This window comes from Streptomyces sp. NPDC087787 (assembly GCF_044743035.1).
Taxonomy (GTDB): Bacteria; Actinomycetota; Actinomycetes; order Streptomycetales; family Streptomycetaceae; genus Streptomyces.
In genome coordinates, this window is the sequence record NZ_JBIUVQ010000006.1 from 175,236 (window position 1) to 191,483 (window position 16,248).

17 protein-coding genes and 1 pseudogene are annotated in these 16,248 nt (G+C 69.7%); 8 read left to right on the plus strand and 10 right to left on the minus strand.

The genetic code is table 11. The annotated features are described in order from the left end of the window. Positions 1-16: 16 nt before the first annotated feature. On the minus strand, positions 17-742 hold the full coding sequence (locus tag ACIOWN_RS12245; protein ID WP_401981938.1) for a hypothetical protein: 726 nt from the start codon (positions 740-742) through the stop codon (positions 17-19). 262 nt (positions 743-1,004) lie between these two features. Here ACIOWN_RS12245 and ACIOWN_RS12250 point away from each other — a divergent pair, with 262 nt between their 5' ends. After that, positions 1,005-1,916: a hypothetical protein gene (locus tag ACIOWN_RS12250; RefSeq protein ID WP_401981941.1), complete on the plus strand. Its 912-nt coding sequence runs from the start codon at positions 1,005-1,007 to the stop codon at positions 1,914-1,916. A 42-nt stretch (positions 1,917-1,958) separates the two neighbouring features. Here the strand turns inward: ACIOWN_RS12250 and ACIOWN_RS12255 are convergent, their stop codons facing one another. Further along, a complete protein-coding gene (locus tag ACIOWN_RS12255) occupies positions 1,959-2,588 on the minus strand; it encodes an ATP-binding protein (protein ID WP_401981944.1) in 630 nt (209 codons plus the stop codon). 220 nt (positions 2,589-2,808) lie between these two features. On the opposite strand from ACIOWN_RS12255, the gene ACIOWN_RS12260 reads away from it, so the two are divergent. Both ACIOWN_RS12260 and ACIOWN_RS12265 read left to right on the plus strand, forming a co-directional pair. Further along, the gene (locus ACIOWN_RS12260; protein WP_401981947.1) at positions 2,809-3,654 is read left to right on the plus strand and encodes a helix-turn-helix domain-containing protein; all 846 of its coding nucleotides are present in this window, start codon (positions 2,809-2,811) and stop codon (positions 3,652-3,654) included. Further along, positions 3,655-3,885 (plus strand): DUF397 domain-containing protein, encoded by a 231-nt coding sequence (locus ACIOWN_RS12265; RefSeq protein ID WP_401981949.1) that lies wholly within the window; start codon positions 3,655-3,657, stop codon positions 3,883-3,885. A 60-nt stretch (positions 3,886-3,945) separates the two neighbouring features. Here ACIOWN_RS12265 and ACIOWN_RS12270 read toward each other — a convergent pair whose 3' ends face one another. Beyond that, positions 3,946-4,176 (minus strand): e9imm peptide, encoded by a 231-nt coding sequence (locus ACIOWN_RS12270; protein ID WP_401981952.1) that lies wholly within the window; start codon positions 4,174-4,176, stop codon positions 3,946-3,948. Between the two features lie 300 nt (positions 4,177-4,476). Further along, positions 4,477-4,941 carry a hypothetical protein gene (locus tag ACIOWN_RS12275; RefSeq protein WP_401981955.1) on the minus strand — a complete coding sequence of 155 codons (465 nt, stop codon included), beginning with the start codon at positions 4,939-4,941 and terminating at the stop codon, positions 4,477-4,479. A 346-nt stretch (positions 4,942-5,287) separates the two neighbouring features. Here ACIOWN_RS12275 and ACIOWN_RS12280 point away from each other — a divergent pair, with 346 nt between their 5' ends. Continuing rightward, positions 5,288-7,192: an FHA domain-containing protein gene (locus tag ACIOWN_RS12280; protein WP_401981957.1), complete on the plus strand. Its 1,905-nt coding sequence runs from the start codon at positions 5,288-5,290 to the stop codon at positions 7,190-7,192. A gap of 20 nt (positions 7,193-7,212) precedes the next feature. Here the strand turns inward: ACIOWN_RS12280 and ACIOWN_RS12285 are convergent, their stop codons facing one another. Together ACIOWN_RS12285 and ACIOWN_RS12290 are read right to left on the minus strand one after the other, a co-directional pair. After that, positions 7,213-8,391 carry a M20 family metallopeptidase gene (locus ACIOWN_RS12285; RefSeq protein WP_401981959.1) on the minus strand — a complete coding sequence of 393 codons (1,179 nt, stop codon included), beginning with the start codon at positions 8,389-8,391 and terminating at the stop codon, positions 7,213-7,215. A 20-nt stretch (positions 8,392-8,411) separates the two neighbouring features. After that, positions 8,412-9,851, minus strand: coding sequence for an MFS transporter (locus tag ACIOWN_RS12290; protein WP_362348100.1), 1,440 nt, complete (start codon positions 9,849-9,851; stop codon positions 8,412-8,414). Positions 9,852-9,974: 123 nt separating this feature from the next. Here ACIOWN_RS12290 and ACIOWN_RS12295 point away from each other — a divergent pair, with 123 nt between their 5' ends. Beyond that, positions 9,975-10,961 (plus strand): Lrp/AsnC family transcriptional regulator, encoded by a 987-nt coding sequence (locus tag ACIOWN_RS12295; protein WP_401981962.1) that lies wholly within the window; start codon positions 9,975-9,977, stop codon positions 10,959-10,961. Between the two features lie 99 nt (positions 10,962-11,060). On the opposite strand, the gene ACIOWN_RS12300 is transcribed toward ACIOWN_RS12295, so the two are convergent. Then, on the minus strand, positions 11,061-12,065 hold the full coding sequence (locus tag ACIOWN_RS12300) for a helix-turn-helix transcriptional regulator (RefSeq protein WP_401981964.1): 1,005 nt from the start codon (positions 12,063-12,065) through the stop codon (positions 11,061-11,063). 185 nt (positions 12,066-12,250) lie between these two features. Between ACIOWN_RS12300 and ACIOWN_RS12305 the strand changes: the two genes are divergently transcribed. Then, a complete protein-coding gene (locus tag ACIOWN_RS12305; RefSeq protein ID WP_401981967.1) occupies positions 12,251-12,619 on the plus strand; it encodes a nuclear transport factor 2 family protein in 369 nt (122 codons plus the stop codon). A 367-nt stretch (positions 12,620-12,986) separates the two neighbouring features. Here the strand turns inward: ACIOWN_RS12305 and ACIOWN_RS12310 are convergent, their stop codons facing one another. Continuing rightward, positions 12,987-13,184, minus strand: coding sequence for a DUF1737 domain-containing protein (locus tag ACIOWN_RS12310; protein ID WP_362348108.1), 198 nt, complete (start codon positions 13,182-13,184; stop codon positions 12,987-12,989). 77 nt (positions 13,185-13,261) lie between these two features. Next, positions 13,262-13,735 carry a carboxymuconolactone decarboxylase family protein gene (locus tag ACIOWN_RS12315; protein ID WP_362348110.1) on the minus strand — a complete coding sequence of 158 codons (474 nt, stop codon included), beginning with the start codon at positions 13,733-13,735 and terminating at the stop codon, positions 13,262-13,264. A gap of 304 nt (positions 13,736-14,039) precedes the next feature. Between ACIOWN_RS12315 and ACIOWN_RS12320 the strand changes: the two are divergent. Both ACIOWN_RS12320 and ACIOWN_RS12325 read left to right on the plus strand, forming a co-directional pair. Next, a pseudogene (locus ACIOWN_RS12320) lies at positions 14,040-14,171 on the plus strand (YccF domain-containing protein); the annotation flags it as partial. Positions 14,172-14,264: 93 nt separating this feature from the next. Continuing rightward, entirely contained in the window at positions 14,265-14,744 is a 480-nt protein-coding gene (locus ACIOWN_RS12325) for a DUF2269 family protein (RefSeq protein WP_401981971.1), read from the plus strand. A 24-nt stretch (positions 14,745-14,768) separates the two neighbouring features. Here the strand turns inward: ACIOWN_RS12325 and ACIOWN_RS12330 are convergent, their stop codons facing one another. Continuing rightward, complete coding sequence (locus ACIOWN_RS12330) at positions 14,769-16,247, minus strand: MFS transporter (RefSeq protein ID WP_401981973.1); 1,479 nt, start codon at positions 16,245-16,247, stop codon at positions 14,769-14,771. Position 16,248: the final 1 nt, after the last annotated feature.

Below are 16,248 nucleotides of genomic sequence, written 5' to 3' on the forward strand. Positions count from 1 at the left end.
CGTCCCTCTTCTCTGCTCAGTCGTCCGTGTTGTCGCCAGGCGCGTCAACATCGTCGAGCGCTCCGGCAACGGTCTTCCTGGCCTCTTCAGGAAGGGTCCTGTAGAGGCCCCACAGCTTGTCGATCGGCTCCAGCGACCGCCGGTCCGCGTTGATCCAGCCGACCAGGATCCGCCGCTCTATAGGAGACAGGCCCTCTACGAGCTCAAGCAGGGCTCCCAAGTTCACCTCACGGTCAGCGCGCCCAGAGCCGCACTTCTTGCACTCGGTGACGAACTGGTACTCCTCCGTCCCATCAGCCAGTAGCACCTTGCGACGGGCGATATTCAGCACGGACTGCATAACACCGTCCTCGTACTCCTCGCCGGCTGCGATGCCGCAGGACCGGCAGAGGTAGCTGTCCGCCTCAAACACCTTCTGCCGCTGGGCCGGCGTAAGGCTGTTCTTGTGCTTGGGCGCCTTCGCCTGGCCCGGAATCCACACCTCCGCGCCCCGGGAGACGAACCGCTGCTCTTCCTGCTTCAGAGAAGCGTCTTCACGGCTCGTGTCGATGCGCCAGCCCCGGTCACGCAGTTCCCTGATACGGCGGTCGATCTGTGCGACGTCCGGGAAGGCAGAACGCAACTCGGCCTTCGTGAACGTGTTGCCTTCCTCCACCACTGTCAGGAGCCACAGCGCCGCACGCACCATGCCCCCGATCTTCCTGCTCCCGATCTTCTCGTCCTGCCACGACGGCAGCGTCATCTAGCGCCTCCGGTCCAGTCACATGGCACACCGCGTCAGACCCGCACACCACAGCCAAATGGCATGCAAGTGGATTACGCCCCCCACTTCTCGGAGGGTTCCCACAGTCTTCCACTGCGCCCCAAAAGGACGTCCAGCCCTAGAACGCTTGCTCAGGAACTAGCAAGAACCACACATTCAACGCCATGCACAATGATGGCAAACCCAGCCGAGGTTGACGGCCCATCGGCAGCGGGATCGCATGGAGGGGGAGCGGACCGGCATGGCAGACAGCAGGACCGCAGCAGACAGAGCCAGCTGGATCGAAAAGGAGTTCCGCAGCAACGTCAGTCCGGGGATGCGGAATCTCGCAGAAGCCCTGCAACTGCTCTGCCGGTGCCTGCTACCAGGCGAGCCGACCAAAGACGCTGGAAAGCGGCTAACACAGGCAAAAGCCGCGCTCCGCATCCCTTGCGCGGAGAGCTCTTTGTCCCGGTTTCTGAGCGGACAAACCATGCCAGCACTGGCAATCGTCAAGAGCCTTCACAGGGAAGCAAGCTGCGACGCTGGCGGTGAACATCTCGTCGCCGTGACCCTTGACGAGCTGAAACTGCTGCACAAGCGAGCGGAAACGGAACGGCGCTGCCGCGGCTGCGCCGAGCTGGCAGCTGAGGTCGACACTCTGACTTTGCAGTTGCGGGAGGCGGAGGCGGAGCGCGCCGCTCTCCAGCAGGAAGTCGGGGCGCTGAGTTTGCTCCGCGACGAGGTCGCCGTTCTGCGGGTGGCTATCGAAGAGCTCGAGGCCGTCAGGGCCGGCTTGCGAGTGCGTCCGACAGCGCGCAGTTCACCGGGTCCGCTGCCGGTCCCCCGCCGGAGGGGGGACCGGCAGCGGATGCGGAGAGACCTTGCCGCTGTACGCAACCTGGCAGAGCAAGCAGAGAAGCTGGACTCCGACGGCCGAGCGGGCGCGGCACTGACCTTGTTGCGGCGCTCCACGGAAGTCCTCAACCCGCTTGAGACAGCCGGGGTCGTGCTGCTCCTCCGAGAGCAGCAGCACGACGAGCTGGCCGACAACCTGATTCATGTCTACGGCCGCGACCAAGACGACCAAGATGTCCTCCATGTGGCCCTGGCGCTCCACGAGCAGGGTTCTCCTGAGGACGCCGGCGCAATGCTGCAAGCCGCATTGGAATGAACGCCGGCGCCGAGGGGTGACGGCACCCAGGCGCGGGGATTTCTAGGCCGCCTTGGCCTCGGCCTCATAGTGCATCTGGGCGCGGTCCAGGACGTCATCCGGGTCCAGCCCACGCGCGGAGGTCCAGTGCAGCAAGTCCGCGATCAGCTCGATCGCCGACTCTTCCAAGACCGCCGCGCGCTGCCGTCCCTCCAGAACGGCACCACTGCACCCCTGATAGCTCTCAAGGGCTTCGACGGCACGCTCCACGCGTCGGCAGGCGGATTCGGAGCCCAGCGCGATCTCGCACCACACCGCCTTGCCGAGCGCGGTGGCAACGGTCCCCCAGCCCAACGTCATGGCCGCGAGCAGATGCAGCCCCCGACCGCACTCCGCATCACAGTCAGCGCTGTGCAGGGAGGGCAGCGTTCGGCTCTTGTCGTGCATCTCGATCCGCAGACGCTCGCGCTTCCACTCAAGGATCAGGGTTGCCGACACGCCCTCGCCAACGTGCCTGATGACATTCGTCGCCAGCTCCGTGACAAGCAGCTCCGTTTCGTCGCAGGCCGCCGGTACGCCCCACTGGTCCAACTGCGCCGCGGCAGCCCTCCGTAGCAGCCGGACCTCCGCCGGCAGCGCTTCAAAAGGCAGGACACAGCGGAGCTGGTGGCCCCCGGTGCTGGTAGCAGGCATGAGCATTCCTCCCTCCCGTGCCACGCGCATGCTGCGCCCGCCGTGTCCGTTCGGCTGCATTGCGTAGCGGTCTGGTAGCGAGGATGACATAGAGAACTCTCACTATGTAACTTCTCACGAGCCTCTATCGAGTGAATCCCGTGGTGGCCGGGCTGCCACGCTGCCTAGCCTGTTCAGGCCCCGAGCCGCCACTGCCCGGGGTTACCCGCAGAGGAGTCTCATGTCCGTAAGGACCACCACACGTCGCCGCCAGCTGGGCGCCATGTTGCGTAAGTTGCGTGCCCGCAAGGGGATGACCCTGGAGGAGGCCGGCCAACTGGTCGGCGTCTCGAAGGCGACGGTCAGCCGGTACGAGACCCAGGCGGGCCCGGTCAAGTGGATCGTCGTAGACGCACTGTGCCGCGAGTACGGGGCCTCCGACTCCGAGCGGGAAGCTGTGGTCAGGCTGGCCAAGGACGCCAAACAGCAAGGCTGGTGGAGTTCCTTCGCCGACTCCATCCCGGAGAGCATGAACCTGCTGCTCACACTGGAGGACGAGGCTGTACGCGAGGACCACTTCTCGTGTGTCTACGTTCCTGGCCTTCTCCAGACGCGCGCCTACAGCACTGCCCTGCAGAAGGCCAACGAGATTCCACTGCAGCCGTCCGAGATCGAACGACTGGTGGACATCCGCATGAAACGCCAGGAGATCCTCAACCGACCGAAGCCTCCTCGCCTGTGGGCGATCCTCGACGAGTCCGTCATCCGCCGGGTCGTCGGATCTCCCGAATCCATGAAGGAGCAGCTCGGCCGGCTCCTGGAAGCGAACGAGTCACCTCACATCACGCTTCAGGTGCTGCCGTTCTCCAAAGGCGCCCACTCCGCCGCCCTTGGCAGCTTTGTGATCCTCGGCGGCACCGAGTCAGCCCTCGACGTGGTGTACGTCGACTTCCACGCCGGCTCGCTCTTCCTGGAGAAGGACGAGGAACTGGAGCGATACAGACTTGCGTTCGAGTACCTCCGCGCACAAGCGTTGGACATGGAGGCCTCCTCCGCCGTGATCCATCGTGCCCGCAAGGAGCTGTGAATGTCTGTCGGTCCCCGGCCCATCTCCGAACCTGCCTGGTTCAAGTCGTCGTACAGCGGCGGCAACGCGACCGAGTGCATAGAGACCGCCTTCGTCCCGTCCGGCGTGCTCGTGCGGGACTCCAAGCGGCCCGAGCGTGCCCATCTCACCGTGTCGGCAGAGGCATGGACGGGCTTCGTCGCTGGCGCACGCCACACCCAATTCGCCGGCCGCCACCGCCCCACTGCGTGAGCCCCCTCCTGCGCCCAGTGCAACTTCGTGACGCGGCGGACCAGGGGGTGGACGGGGCCCTCACAAGGCGATCGGTCGATATGCCAAGGCCTGCTCGACCACCTCGTCGGCTGAGAGCGCTCGCTCCGGCGGCCAGTAGATCAGGTCGGCGACCCGCCCGGTTGGACAGGCAAGGGCCCTGTCGAGCATGTCCAGCCAGTTGCTCGCCTCCTCATCAGAGGCGTAATCCACGTCCATGATCCGCTGCACGAGTGTGACGGCCTGAGCCCTGCTCACCTCCACTGCGCCCATCAGATCCCCCCTTCCTGCATCACCTCAGAGTCACTGAGGCCAACTCCAGCTACCGCCGATCGTCCTGCACCGGGCAGCCGTAGTCATCCGGTCCGGCGCGGTGCAGCAGATTCGACCGCGGGCGACAGGGCCAGGCCGAGCAGAGCAGGGCTGGTGCCGGGACGGCTCCCCGTAACCGGGGGACGCGAACAGAATCGACCCCAGTCCGACCCGACAACGCCGAAGTCCGCCGTAAGCAGGAATGAGAGCAGGGCGGGCACTGTCGGGATGTGCCCGCCCTGTCGCACGCCCGCCTCAATCTCACTCCAGATGGTCGTGCACGACGTCGAGGAACGCCTGCCGGCTTGGACGGATAGAGGCCCAGACCTTCTCGTCCTGCGGTTCTCCGGAGTCGTCGGGGCCGTTTCTGATCACGTCGCGAACCGCGAACGCGACTCCCCGGGCTGCCTCGTTCACCTCACGTGCGCACACCATGTGGATCGTCTTCTGCGTCACCCACACCCTGTCGACGGCCTGTCGGGCGCGCGCTTCCCACTGGTCGTCGGCCTCGTGGTGGTGGTAGCGGTCCACGGCGACCCGTTCGGCCGCCTGGACGGCTGTCAGGAAGGCGATGAGGTGGGTGAGTTGTTCGTTGCGTCGCGTCTCGTCGCGTTCACGCGTGGTGCGCCGCGTCTCGGCCCGCTCCGCGGCGCGCCCCAACGAGTGCTGGGCCAGGAAGGAGATGAGGCCACCGGCTCCTACGCCAATGAGCGTTGTCCAAACCATGCCCGGACTGTGGCATCGGAGTGGTCACCCTTTCCGTGATTTGGGATTTTATCGGGAATGCGTGACTTCCCATGGTGTATGCGACCCGGCGCCCGCCTCAACACTGGCATCTCCGACGCCGGGAGTTCTCCTGCGACCCACCCGCCACACCACTCCTGATCTGCACCTTCCTGCCGTGCGGCCTTGCGCGGGGGCGACCTTGGGGCGAACCTGGAAGCCGCCCGTCGAGGGCTGCGGCAACGGGCGTGGGGGGCCATGGCTGTCTGTGCCGAGCTGTCGGGTTGCGGGACCGCGCACGCCGAGGTGGGCCGAAGGCCAGTACGGACAGATCCAAGGGGGAGTGGCCATGCCGGCTTCGATCACCGGGCGTGTGGGGCCCCTGGCCGGGCAGCGGTTCCCGGTCGGCGCCGCGCCGGTCACCTTCGGGCGCAGTGGTGACAGCAGTGTCGTGATCGCCAGCGGGCGGGCCTCGCGCCTGCACGCGGAGGTGCTGCGCGAGGCGGGCCGCTACGTCCTGTACGACCGCGGAAGCCGCAACGGGACGCTGGTCAACGGCGACAAGGTGACGTCGCACGTCCTCGCCTCCGGCGACGAGATCACCATCGGCGACGAGGTCTTCTGCTTCGAGATCCCCGAGTCGATGGAGACGATCACAGACGTCCTGAGCCCGCTCGTGACCGTCGCGCCGGGCCCGGTCCTGAACGTCACCGTCTCCGGCGGCGGGCCCGTGGGGCTGAGCTTCGCCCTGCTGCTGGAGCACCTGATGGGCCGTCGTGTGGCCATCACGATGTACGACGGCCGCTGGACTGAAGGCGGTTCGCGGGTCGTCTGGAAGACCGAGGCACAGGGCAACGTCCGGCGCCAGCAGGTCGTGACCGTCCAGAGCCGCCAGTACCTGAACCTCCCCGAGGAGGTCCAGGAGCGCCTGTTCGGCGACGGCGCGTACACCGAGATGTGGCCGGCCGGGCCGGACTCCGTGCAGGGCTACGGCCCGCGGAACATCCGGATCGCCTACGTCGAGGACGTACTCCTCGAGATGGCGAACGAGAAGTCCGACCGGATCCGGCTCGTTCCCAGCCGCTTCGACCCGGCCGAGCAGCGTGAGGCGGTGGTCAAGGACCACGTGCTCGCCATCTGCGAGGGCGGCCGTTCGCGGACCCGGGACCACCTCGCCGACAAGTTCGGCGCCCCCGACGCGTCGATCTACTCCCTGAACGGCCACCACCTCCAGGACGTCGTGCTGGGCCTGCGTGTGAAGTCCGACCTGCCGGACCCCATGGCCGTCCTGCTGACGGTGGCCCAGAACCGCTTCCTGCTCAACTCCCTCAGCGGCGAGGGCTTCCTGAACATGCGCCTGACCGACGCCGAGGCCCAGGAGGTCATCGGGGTCGACCCCGTGCGGCACGTGTTCGAGCAGTGTGTCGCCTCACGGCCCTGCCTCATGGGCCGCAACGACGAGGGCGACTTCCGCTGTTCGACCCATGGCACGCTGTTCCTGCCCGCCCTGGTCAAGGGTTCCGCCCTGTGGAAGCGCGTACTGGAGGGCCTGGTCCTCTTCGGCGTCACCGAGAAGAACCTGAGCGCCGTCACCGGGTTCCGCCTGGACATGGTGCAGCGGCCCCGCTTCACCGCCCGGCTCCACTCCGCGACGTCCGCCACCCCGGGGACGTACGGGTTCCTGCTCGGGGACGCGGCCAACGCCATCCACTTCTGGCCGGGACGCGGGCTCAACAGCGGCCTCGCGTCGGCCATCTCGCTCGCACGCTCCCTCAGCAACGCCTGGCGGGGGAAGGCCTTCCGCGACGCCGACTTCGTCCGTCACGAGGCGGCGATGTCGATGCTCCAGTACCGGCACAAGAGCCGCGCCTGGAACGCCATGGTCACCACCGACGAGCACGGCGACACCCGCGCGATCAAGGACACGATCGCGCAGAGCATCGAGGCGGCCTTGCCGGACGCTCCGAACGGCGCGGCCGGCAAGGTGGACGAGGCGGACCTCGACGCGTTCACGGAGCGGCTGCGGGAGATCCGCGACCGCCTCTCACCCCGTGTCCCCGGCATGCCGGACGACGCGACCCTCCGCGACCACCTGCGGAAACTGAAGCTCGAGACCGTCCGCACCCTGCTCGCGAGCGGCGCCTGGGACACCCTGACCGTCGGTGGCGAAGAGGTGGACATCGACATCTTCTACCGGCAGATCTCGTCGCCGGCACCCGTCATGAAACGGCCCGATCCCCGTCTCAAGGCCTGAAGGCCTGAGGACCACAGGAACTAGCGACGGCCGCGCTCGGCCAGCCGCTTCAGCAACCGGCTCCGCTGCTCCTCGTCGGTCGCGAGGCCCAGCGCCGTCCAGGCCATGGCGAGCCCGCCGTCCAGGACGGCGAGGTCCGCGCCCGCGGTCGTGCCGTAGCGCGTGAACTCGGGGTTGTGCATGATCGCGTCGCCGCAGTCGTAGCCGATCATGGGATGGATGGACGGCACGATCTGCGAGACGTTGCCCATGTCCGTCGAGCCGCCGCGCAGCCGGGGATCGCGCGGCGGCACGGTGCGGCCGAGGTCGCCCGCCGCCTCGCGGTACAGCGCGCACATGTCCAGGTCCTGCCGCAGATCGGCGTAGTCGTTGCCGACCGTTTCGAGCGCCAGCTCGGCGCCCGTCGCCAGTGCCCCCGCCTCGAAACAGGCGCGCACCCGGGTCTGCAGCTCCCGCAGTTCGTCGATCGTCTCGGCGCGGCAGTCGTAGTCCGCCGTCGTGCGGCCGGGGATGACGTTGGGTGCCTCGCCGCCGGAGGTGACGATGCCGGAGACGACCGTGCCGGGCGTCATCTGCTGCCGGTAGGCGCTGATCGCGACCTGCGCGATCATCATCGCGTCGGCGGCGTTCACCCCGCGGTGCGGCATCGCCGCCGCGTGCGCGGTACGGCCGGTGTACGCGACCTTCCAGCTGCTGATGGCGAGCGAGGTCATGCCGATGGCGTCGGTGGGCGCGGCGTGGGCCATCATCGCCGCGGCCACGTCGTCGAAGGCCCCTTCGCGCAGCATGTCGGCCTTGCCGCCGCCGTACTCCTCGGCGGGTGTGCCGAGGAGTTTGACGGTGACGCCGATGTCGTCGGCGACGGAGGCGAGCGCGAGGGCGGCGGCGGTGGCGGCGGCGCCGTTGACGTTGTGGCCGCAGGCGTGGCCGATGCCGGGCAGCGCGTCGTACTCGGCGCAGATCCCGATGACCAGGTCCCCGGAGCCGGCGGTCGCGGTGAACGCGGTCGGCAGGCCGCACACGCCTCGCTCGACCGCGAAGCCCGCGCCCTCGACCAGGTCGGCGATCTTCCTGGCGGACCGGTGCTCCTCGTAGGCGAGCTCCGGCTCGGCGTGCAGGCTGTGGCTGAGCGCGAGGACCTGGTCCTGCGCGCGGGTGAGGGTGTCGCGGCAGCGTTGCTTCAGCCGTGCGCCGGTCATGGAACTTCCTTCGGCGCTGTTCACAGGGCCTCCTTCACGGGGCGGTGGTAGAGCAGGGAGACGAGCGCGCCCGCGAGGGACACGGCGGCGCAGATCGCCCAGGCGTGGGTGTAGGCGGTGACGGCGGGCAGCGACCTGCCCGCGGCGGTCTCGGCGGCGAAGACGGAGAGCACCACGGCGGCGCCGAGCGAGCCGCCGACGTTGATGAGGAGTTCGTTGATGCCGGAGCCCACCGAGGTCTGGTCGTGCGGTACGGCCTCGACGGCGAGGGTCCGGGTGGAGTGCTGGAGCAGCCCGCTGCCGAGACCGACGACGGCGGTGCAGGCCAGGTAGGGCACGAGGCTGCTGTGGGAGACGTACACGGCGAGGTTCCCGGCGGCCATCAGCAGCGAGCCCGCGAACAGGGTCCGCCGGTCGGAGAGCCGTGCGGCGACGGCGGGGGCGACCAGGGCGCCGAGCACGAGCGCCAGCATGTTCGGCAGCAGCGCGAACGCGGTGGCCAGCGGGGTGAGCCCGAGCCCGTAGCCCGCCTCGGCCCGCGAGGTGCTCAGGAACACCGGGTTGGCGACCAGCAGACCGAGCATGCAGGAGCTGAAGGTCAGGGTGACGATCGCGACCACGACGACGTTGCGGCGCCGGAACAGGCGCACGTCCATGACGGGCGCCGGGGTCCGCAGCTCGGCCAGTACCCACACCGCGGTCACCAGCAGGCCGCCGGCCAGACAGCCCAGTGTCCTCGCCGAGGTCCACTCCCAGCCGGGCGCGCCGCCCTGCCCGAGTCCCAGCGTGACGGCGACGAGCCCGACGCACAGCAGTCCGGCGCCGAGCCAGTCCGCGGACCCGCCCGGCCGTTCCTCGGTCTCCGGCAGCAGCGGCCAGGTCACCGCGAGGGCGAGGCCCACCGCGACGGCGGGCACCCACAGCGCGGCGGTCGGCACCGCCACGTACTCGGCGATCAGGCCGCTGCTCACCGTGCCCAGTGCGAGCCCGCCGACCAGCGCGGCCACCATGAAGCTGATGCCGCGCCGGCTCTCGTCGGCGGTGCGCCGGTTGCGCAGGATGCCGACGAGCAGCGGGAAGAACCCGGCGAACGCGCCTTGGAGCACCTGCCCCGCGAGCAGCATCCCGAACGACCGGCTCAGCCCCACCAGGAGCGAGCCCGTCAGGACGATGGCCAGGTTCCAGCGCAGCACGCGACGGTGGCCGTGCAGGTCGCCAAGCCGCGACAGGATGGGCGTGAAGGCGACGCTGGAGAGCAGGTTCGCGATGCTGATCCAGTTCAGCTGGGCGACGTTCACGTGCAGGGTGGTGGTGAGCCCCTTCAGCAGCGGGCCCAGGAAGCCCTGGGTGATGCCGCTGGACAGCTCCACCAGGACCAGGGAGACGATCACCGCCGCGACCGGGGTCGGGCGGAGGGCGGATCTCGTCGGCGAAGGGGCGAGGATCGGGGTGTCGTTCATGGAAGCCGCACCTGTTCACGAAAAGTGGCTGGCGGAAAGTGCCACTCAAGGTCGCCCGAACGACTTAGTCTCGGCAATGAATCCCGGAAGATTCAGTGGAAACAAGCATTTGAGAGGTGATCGTTGGCGGATTCGGTCAAGCCCGGTGAAGCGGTGCCGTCGGCCCTGGACGCGCTGGACCACGCCATCGTCCGGCTGCTGGCCCGCGAGCCGAGAGCCGCCTGGGCGGATGTGGCGGGCCGCCTCGATGTGCATGAGCGGACCGTCGCGCGCCGGCTGGACCGGCTCATCGGCTCCGGCCTGGTGCGGTTCACGGCGTTCCTGGTGCCCGAGTACCTGGGCGAGGGGCTGGTCGTGGAGCTGGCGGTGCGCTGCGCGCCGGGGAAGCTGCACGCGGTGGCCCTCGCGCTCGCGCGCCGCCCGGACACACGGTCCGTGGACGTGGCCACCGGCTCGCCCGAGGTGCTGGCCGAGGTCCTCGTGCCGGGGCCCGAGCAGCTCCTGAGCACGGTGGACGGGTCGATCGCCGGCATTCCCGGCGTCACCGACGTGCACACGGCGGTGGTCCTGCGGCTCCTGCTGACCGCCAACGACTGGGACCCGTACCGCCAGGAGCCCACTCCGTCCCGCCGTCGCGTCGCCGAGGGCGGGGTCCTGCCCGAGCCGCTGGTCATCGACGAGCTCGACCGCCATCTGGTGGCTCTCCTGGAGCGGGACGCACGCATGCCCATGGCCCGGCTCGCCCGTGAGCTGTGCGTGAGCGAGACCACGGCCCGGCGCAGGCTCGCCCGGCTCATGGACTCGCACGTGCTGCACCTGCGCCTGCACGCCGAGCCCGGGGTGCTCGGCTTCCCCGTCGAGGCCCGCTTCCGGCTCTCCGTCGAACACCGCGCGCTGGAGGTGGCCGTACGCCGCCTGGCCCGCGAGTCCGACGTACGGCACCTGGTCATCACCACCGGCCGGGCGAACGTCCTCGGCTACTCCAGCCACCGCTCGGCGCAGGACGTGCACGACTTCACGACCCGGGTGTTCGCGGAGCTGGACGGGGTGACGGGGGCGGAGGCGGCGCTGTTGCTGCGCTCGTACAAGAGGGCCGGGGTGGTCGTCTGACCGGCCCCGTCCCCGGCGGCACGGCCCTAGCCGAGCGGGACGGTGGGCGGCACCCGTGGGCCGGGCCGACGGGCGCGTGACGGCACGCCCGTTGCAGCGTCAGCCGTCCCGGTCGGGGGCGTAGAGGGCGGCGGTCGCGAGGGACGTACGGGCCAGGTGGCGTCGGAGTTCGTCGGGCGTGAGGACCTCGACGTCGGCGCCGAAGGCGAGCAGGGGCTGGGCGGCCAACAGGGACCGGAATCGCAACTCGACGCGTGTCCAGCCTGGTTCGACCGCCCGGTCCGGCGGAACGGTTTCGGGTGCGACCAGGGGGACTGCGAGGTCCGCGGCGTGGACGCGCAGGAACCTCGCCAGGATGTCGTCGCGGACCTCTACGGTGACGGCGAGCGGGGCGGGCAGGTCGTCGATGCCGCGGCGCAGCCGGTCCCAGACGTCGGCGAGTTCGACGCCTGGGCGGCGTCGCACCGGTTCGTCGAGGACGGCGGCGAAGCGGGCCCGGTCGGTGCGAAACAGCCGGGGCTCCCCGTCGCGGTCGGCGACGAGGTACCAGACGCCGGCCTTGTTGACCAGGCCGTACGGGTCGAGCGTGTAGGTGTGCACGCGGTTGTCGCGGCCGTGCCGGTACCGCAGGCGCAGGCGGCGGTCGGTGAAGACGGCGTCCTGGAAGGCGGTGAGGTCGGGCGCGGCGTGGTCCGGTCCGGGGGCGCCACGCCAGCGGACCGGGTCGATGAGGACGCGGCGGCTGGTGAGGTCCGCGTCGGGGCGGTGCGGTGCGGGCAGCGCGGCCATGACCTTGCGCAGCGCGGAGCCGAGGGCCGCGCCGAGGCCGAGGTCGGCGTGGGCGGAGCCGGACAGCAGGACGAACAGCGCGCGGGACTCGTCGGCGGTCAGTCCGGTGACGTCGGTGCGGAACCCGGGCAGCAGCGCGATGCCGCCGTGCGGACCGCGCACGGTGTAGACCGGCACGCCGGAGGCCGACAGCGCTTCGACGTCCCGCATGATCGTGCGGACCGAGACCTCCAGCCGTTCCGCCAGCTCGGAGGACGGCAGCTGCCCGTGCGACTGCAGGAGCAGCAGGATGGAGAGCAGGCGTTCGGATCTCATGCTTCGGAATCTCCCTCAGCTATATGACGGAGGGTGTCATATATGCCGGGGAGGATCCGTCTCACCAGGCCGCGATCGGACGCGGCCGGGCCGCTCCCTCGGGCGGTCCGCCGGTCGCACCCGGGCAGCCCCGGTGACCGGCGGGACCACGAGGGGCGGTGCGACGAGGAAGGGAACCACCTGCCATGACCACCACCGGATCCGCCGCCGGGGTCGCCGAAACGTACGTGCGCGCCTGGCTCGGCGGCGATGTAGAGAAGGCCATGGGCCTCATCGCCGACGACATCGTCTGCCAAGCCCCGTCCGGCCCCGTACGGGGCGCCGACGCATACCGTCAGTTCCTGGCGCCGTTCGCCGGCATGCTCATCAGCGGTGAACTGCTCGGCGTCTTCGGCGACGACAACAGCGCGGCGATCGTGTACACCGTCGACCTGCCGTTCGCCAAGGACTTCCGCGGGGCCGAGTACCTGACCGTCGAGGACGGCCGGATCACCCACGCCGTCAGCATCTTCGACCGCGCGCCGATGATGCAGGCCGCCGGCGGCCAGGACTGACCGACCCGCACCGTCGCCCGCGGCTCCGACCGGCACCGCGGGCGACGGCGTCCCGTTCCATTGGGCGCCCTCGCCCACCAGTCCGCCCTCTACGCCGACCCAGCCGCCCCCAGCGCCGACGTCGGTCTACTGCCCACCTCCGTCCTTGCGTCAGGAGCGGGCGCACGGGAGGACCAGGATCTCGCCCGGCATCAACCGCCCGGGATACACGGCCCGCCCCCCGGCGCACCGGCCGCAGGCTCGCAGGGCCTGGGCGTATTTCTCAGCTCGCGGCGGGCGTCGCTGAGCGAGGAGCGCGCGCAGCAGCCGGCCGCACTCGGCATCTGAGCGGCGGGACCCGCTCCATCTTGCGGCGCTCTCGCTCGTGCTAGGCCCCCTCCCCCGGCCCCGCCGGCCAGACCACCGCCTGGGCGACGACGACGTTCTCGCCGTCGAAGGTGAGGGCGGGGCCTTCGTGGAGTCGGTAGCCGAGGTCGAGCGCCTCGCTCACGCGCCGGCAGAACGAGGCGTCGTCCGGGCCGGTCAGCACTCGGTAACGGGGCAGTCCGTCAGGGGGTGTCGTCATGGGGGAAGGGTCTCAGGCCGGCTCGGCGTGTCCGTGAGCGGGCCGCCCTGTCGACCGGGGCCGGGTCCGGGTCCGGGTCAGCCGAACATGCCCGGTTCGTAGTCGCCCGCCGGCTGCTGGACGATGACGTTCAGGCGGTTGTAGGCGTTGATCACGGCGATGAGGGTGACCAGGGCCGCCAGCTGGTCCTCGTCGTAGTGCTTGGCGGCGTCGGCCCACGCCTCGTCGGTGACGCCGCCCGCCGCGTCGGCGAGGCGGGTGCCCTGCTCCGCCAGTTCCAGGGCGGCACGTTCGGCCTCGGTGAAGACCTTGGCCTCGCGCCAGGCGGCGACCATGCTGAGGCGTACGGCCGTCTCGCCGGCGTGGGCGGCGTCCTTGGTGTGCATGTCGAGGCAGAAGCCGCAGCCGTTGATCTGGCTCGCGCGGATCTTCACCAGTTCCTGGGTCGACGCCGGGAGCGGCGAGTCCGTCACCGTCTTGCCCGCTGCGTTGATCTGACGGAGGAACTTCGCCGCGAGGGCGTTGCCGAAGAGGTTGAGACGGGCTTCCATCCTGGGCTCCTTGTGGGTGTTCACAGCGGTCCGCTCTGCTTTGATCTGTTTTGATCCACTTCGTCGTGCTGCGCTCTTTTTCGCTTACACACCTACGACGGACGCGGCCCGCGATGTGTGACAGACCCGCCGGAGCGATTCCTGTGACCCGCGTCTCACCTGCTCCAGGAAGTACGAGGCGGACGCGTCCGGCGCCCGGCTCACCGGCGACCCACTTGCCCTCGCCCGCGCCCTGCGCAAACTGGAGTTGGGGACGGATGGCGGAGCGCGTCGCCCGCCTCGAGCAGGTGGCAGGTCGTCACCGGTGAAGACAATCCTCAACGCCATTTGGCTGGTCCTGAGCGGCTTCTGGCTGTTCCTCGGTTACTTCCTCGCGGGCGTGCTGCTGTGCGTCACGATCATCGGCATCCCGTTCGGCATCGCGGCGTTCCGTATCGCGGGACCACCGGGCCGGGTGGTGGCGGGAATCCGTTGAACCCTGTCACTCTCGCCACTTCTTCAAGATCGACTGGGTGGCTAGCGTCGGGGCGTGACCAAGTTCCTTCTCGCCGTGCACGTGCTGGCCGCGATCGTCGCCATCGGGCCCGTCACCGTCGCCGCCAGCATGTTTCCGCCCGCCGCGCGCCAGGCCCTGGCCGCGCCCGAGGATCCGCGGGCGGTGCAGACCGTGCTGTTGCTGCTGCGCATCTGCCGGGTCTACGCCGTCGGCGGGGTCGCCGTCCCGGTGTTCGGGTTCGCCACGGCCAAGAACATGGGCGTGCTCGGCGACACCTGGCTGCTCGTGTCGATCGCGCTGACCGCGCTCGCCGCCGTCGTCCTCGTCGCGCTGGTGCTGCCCCGGCAGACCGCCATAGCCGAGGCGCTCGACGAGCAACGGCCCGTGGGGCAGGGCGGTGACGAGCGCAGGGCGACCGTTCGCCTCGCCATGTTCACCGGCGTGTTCAACCTGCTGTGGGCCGCCGTGACGGTCCTGATGATCGTCAGGCCGGGTTCCACGACAGGAGCCTGACGGCGACCTGCCGGGACAGCACCCCTAGGGCAGCGCCTTCGTCTCCGGTGCCCTCACCGCCGTCAGCGGTGTGGCGATGTCCTCCAGGGAGCGGCGTTCGGCCTTGACCGCGAGGAACGCGGCGACCAGGCCCGCCGCGCACATCAGCGCCGCGCCGATCTGGAAGGCGAGGACCGTGTCGCCGACCCTGCCGGTGCTGGTGAGGTCGGCGAAGAGGAGCGGTCCGCTGATACCGCCGGCCGCGGTGCCGAGGGCGTAGAAGAAGGCGATGGACATCGCGCGGGTCTCCATCGGGAAGATCTCGGAGACCGTCAGATAGGCGCTGGAGGCGCCGGCCGAGGCGAAGAACAGCACCACGCACCAGCAGGCCGTCAGCGTGCCGGCGCTCAGCGTGCCGCTGTCGAACAGCCAGGCCGTGCCGAACAGGAGCAGGCCGGACAGCAGATAGGTGGAAGAGATCATCACCCGGCGGCCGACCGTGTCGAAGAGGCGGCCCAGCAGCAGCGGGCCCATGAAGTTGCCGGCCGCGATGACGGCGAAGTAGTAGCCGGTGTGGTCGGCGGGCACGTGGAAGAACCTGGTCAGGATCGCGCCGAAGCCGAAGGTGATGGCGTTGTAGAGGAACGCCTGGCCGATGAAGAGGGAGAAGCCGAGGACGGCGCGCCTGCGGTAGGCGGCGAAGACCGTGCGGCCGATCTCGATGAAGCTCACGCCGCGGCGCTGGCGGATGGTGATCTCGCCGTGCGGCTCGGGCAGCGGCTCGTCCCGCTCGGACTCGATCCGGCGTTCGATGTCGGTCACCACCTCCTCCGCCTCCCGGTCCCTGCCGTGGATCAGCAGCCAGCGCGGGCTCTCCGGGACGTGCCTGCGGACGAGGAGGATCACCAGGGAGAGGACCGCGCCGAGCGCGAACGTCAGCCGCCAGCCCACGTCGGCGGCCAGGATGCCGGTGTTCAGGGCGAGGATCGACAGCAGGGAGCCGCCGACGGCGCCCACCCAGAAGCTGCCGTTGATGATCAGGTCGACGCGGCCCCGGTAAGCGGCGGGGATCAGCTCGTCGATCGCGGAGTTGATGGCCGCGTACTCGCCGCCGATGCCGAAGCCGGTCAGGAAGCGGAAGAGGAAGAACCACCAGGCCTCGAAGGAGACGGCGGTCAGGGCGGTGGCCGCCAGATACACCGCGAGGGTGATCATGAAGAGCTTCTTGCGGCCGTAGCGGTCGGTCAGGCGGCCCCAGAAGAGGGCACCGACGCAGGCGCCCGCCACGTAGAGGGCGGCCGCGGTGCCCGTGACCTGTGCGGAGCTGATCGACAGACCGCTGCCGGGCTCCGACAGTCGGCTGGCGATGTTGCCGACGACCGTGACCTCCAGACCGTCGAGGATCCATACGGTGCCGAGACCGACGACGATCGTCCAGTGCCAGCGCGACCACGGAAGGCGGTCCAGGCGGGCGGGGATGTCGGTGGTCACGGTACGGCCGGTCTCGGCCTCGGCGGTGGCCATG

Excerpts from the sequence above, each read along its gene's own strand:
- ACIOWN_RS12245 (WP_401981938.1), bottom strand. The coding sequence starts at position 742 with ATGACGCTGCCGTCGTGGCAGGACGAGAAGATCGGGAGCAGGAAGATC.
- ACIOWN_RS12250 (WP_401981941.1), top strand. The coding sequence starts at position 1,005 with ATGGCAGACAGCAGGACCGCAGCAGACAGAGCCAGCTGGATCGAAAAG.
- ACIOWN_RS12255 (WP_401981944.1), bottom strand. The coding sequence starts at position 2,588 with ATGCCTGCTACCAGCACCGGGGGCCACCAGCTCCGCTGTGTCCTGCCT.
- ACIOWN_RS12260 (WP_401981947.1), top strand. The coding sequence starts at position 2,809 with ATGTCCGTAAGGACCACCACACGTCGCCGCCAGCTGGGCGCCATGTTG.
- ACIOWN_RS12265 (WP_401981949.1), top strand. The coding sequence starts at position 3,655 with ATGTCTGTCGGTCCCCGGCCCATCTCCGAACCTGCCTGGTTCAAGTCG.
- ACIOWN_RS12270 (WP_401981952.1), bottom strand. The coding sequence starts at position 4,176 with ATGGGCGCAGTGGAGGTGAGCAGGGCTCAGGCCGTCACACTCGTGCAG.
- ACIOWN_RS12275 (WP_401981955.1), bottom strand. The coding sequence starts at position 4,941 with ATGGTTTGGACAACGCTCATTGGCGTAGGAGCCGGTGGCCTCATCTCC.
- ACIOWN_RS12280 (WP_401981957.1), top strand. The coding sequence starts at position 5,288 with ATGCCGGCTTCGATCACCGGGCGTGTGGGGCCCCTGGCCGGGCAGCGG.
- ACIOWN_RS12285 (WP_401981959.1), bottom strand. The coding sequence starts at position 8,391 with ATGACCGGCGCACGGCTGAAGCAACGCTGCCGCGACACCCTCACCCGC.
- ACIOWN_RS12290 (WP_362348100.1), bottom strand. The coding sequence starts at position 9,851 with ATGAACGACACCCCGATCCTCGCCCCTTCGCCGACGAGATCCGCCCTC.
- ACIOWN_RS12300 (WP_401981964.1), bottom strand. The coding sequence starts at position 12,065 with ATGAGATCCGAACGCCTGCTCTCCATCCTGCTGCTCCTGCAGTCGCAC.
- ACIOWN_RS12305 (WP_401981967.1), top strand. The coding sequence starts at position 12,251 with ATGACCACCACCGGATCCGCCGCCGGGGTCGCCGAAACGTACGTGCGC.
- ACIOWN_RS12310 (WP_362348108.1), bottom strand. The coding sequence starts at position 13,184 with ATGACGACACCCCCTGACGGACTGCCCCGTTACCGAGTGCTGACCGGC.
- ACIOWN_RS12315 (WP_362348110.1), bottom strand. The coding sequence starts at position 13,735 with ATGGAAGCCCGTCTCAACCTCTTCGGCAACGCCCTCGCGGCGAAGTTC.
- ACIOWN_RS12330 (WP_401981973.1), bottom strand. The coding sequence starts at position 16,247 with ATGGCCACCGCCGAGGCCGAGACCGGCCGTACCGTGACCACCGACATC.